This window comes from Bacteroidota bacterium (assembly GCA_030706565.1).
Taxonomy (GTDB): domain Bacteria; phylum Bacteroidota; class Bacteroidia; order Bacteroidales; family JAUZOH01; genus JAUZOH01.
The window spans coordinates 1-1962 of sequence record JAUZOH010000559.1 but is presented as its reverse complement, the minus strand read 5'-3'; the positions used below and the strand labels follow the sequence as shown (position 1 = coordinate 1962).

Genomic DNA, 1962 nt, shown 5'->3' with positions numbered 1-1962 from the left:
TTTTTGAAACTTATAAGAATTTCAACAAAAGTAATTGAATTTCAAACTAAAAGAAAATTTAAAAGGAAATGATTTTATTCGTAAATTTCTGTCAAAGATTTTTTTTCGCAAACAACCTGGCATGACCTATTCGCTTTACAAATTTGAACAGATCATGCGGCAATCAAAGTTTAAGGACAGCTTTAAAATTCAAAAATTTGAATTGGGGAATTTATCCAAATATATAAGGTTAGAATTAAACAAACTAAGCAAAATGAAACAGCAGATAATTGAAAATATCAACAATCCAGTAAATCTTGAAAATTTATACAGGAATAATAAACAAGGGTTTGCCAAAGCGTTTTCAGAGATTCCGGATGATTACCATTCTGATCTGGTTCAATTCTGGAAACTTCGTCTGGCTCCTGATCCTGTTGCAGGAGAAAAAGGATTCAAATGGTCAGATTTATGGGTTGTTATATTCCTTTCTTTAATCACGGGGTTACTGGTTAAATTGCCGGATATGTTTTCACAAATCCGGCTTGAATTGTTTTATTCAAGGGATCTGGCCATCATTGTATTCAACGGGATCATTCTTTATACTTTTTGGCAAAACAAACTGTTTGATATAAGGAAACTTCTTTTATATGGTCTTACGATTCTGGCATTGACACTGTTTATCAATTTTTTGCCTGCTAAAAAGAGCGATGCAATAATGCTTTCCTATATCCATGCCCCCCTATTTTTGTGGTGTTTATTTGGATTGTCCTTCATTTCGTTTGAATATAAAAACCTGTATAAGCGGGTTGAATTTATCCGGTTTAACGGCGAATTAATCATCATGACTGGATTAATATTAATTGCCGGTGGCATACTGACAGTCATAACATTAGGATTATTTTCTGTTATAAAAATGAATATTGAAAAGTTTTGCATGGACTACGTTGTTATATTTGGCGGTGTTGCTGCGCCTATTGTTTCTTTTTATCTGTTGCGTTTGTATCCTAATATTACCAGCAAGATAGTTCCGGTAATCGCAAGAGTGTTTACTCCATTGGTATTGATAACCCTGGGGGCTTATCTGGTCTCATTTATTTTTACAAAAAGCAAAATCATTGAAGACAGAAATTTACTGATCGTTTTTAATGTAATGCTGTTAGCGGTAATGGCCATTATTGTATTTTCTGTTTCAGAACTGGATAAATCAAAAGGAAAAAATATTCATGTGTTAATTCTATTCCTGTTAGCCCTGCTGGCCATTGTGATTAATGCAATCGCATTGACAGCAATAATTTCAAGGGTGACAAATGGCTTAACTCCAAACAGAACAGTCGTTTTAGTTTCAAATATTTTAATCTTTGCCAACCTGATCCTTATGGCCAAAAGATTGTTCAATGCATATTCTGACAGTAATCGTCTTGATTCCGTAGAACAGGCAGTTGCCAAATATCTGCCCATTTATTTCGCATGGACCATTATTGTAATCTTTATTCTTCCATTCGTTTTTGGATTCAAATAAATATGGTGCATTAATTTAAAAACATAACATAAATATGAATTAATTATTCAAGTTTCGCAAGTAAAATTTAGGCTGCTTCAGATATATGTATATTCCGGAGCAAACTGACCACCATTCCGGCCATATAGACCCTCTTTGCTGAAGGATTTAGGATAATTTCATATCAAAGAAATTGAAAGAACTTTTAAATCACATAAGTTCTAATACTCGGCGAAGCCGTTAAAAACAATTCCTTATTGACGAAAAACTGTCTGAGCGTATTCGCCTACTGGCGAAGAAGCGAGTTTTTTTCGTCAAGTCTTTTTTGCTTCCTTTTTGTGACGACAAAAAGGAAGAGAATAAAGTAGACACTAATTATTAGAAATAATAACTTAATTTAAATTTCGCATTTAAATATTTCCCTGAACGGAATAAAATTTAAAGTCAGTGATTTATTGTCCCTCATTTATCAAGGGGCTAAAACA

At 33.2% G+C, this 1962-nt stretch carries 1 protein-coding gene; it reads left to right on the top strand.

Going from position 1 to position 1962, the window contains the following annotated elements; genetic code table 11:
* Positions 1–253 precede the first annotated feature (253 nt).
* On the top strand, positions 254–1498 hold the full coding sequence (locus tag Q8907_16750; protein MDP4275918.1) for a DUF4153 domain-containing protein: 1245 nt from the start codon (positions 254–256) through the stop codon (positions 1496–1498).
* Positions 1499–1962: the final 464 nt, after the last annotated feature.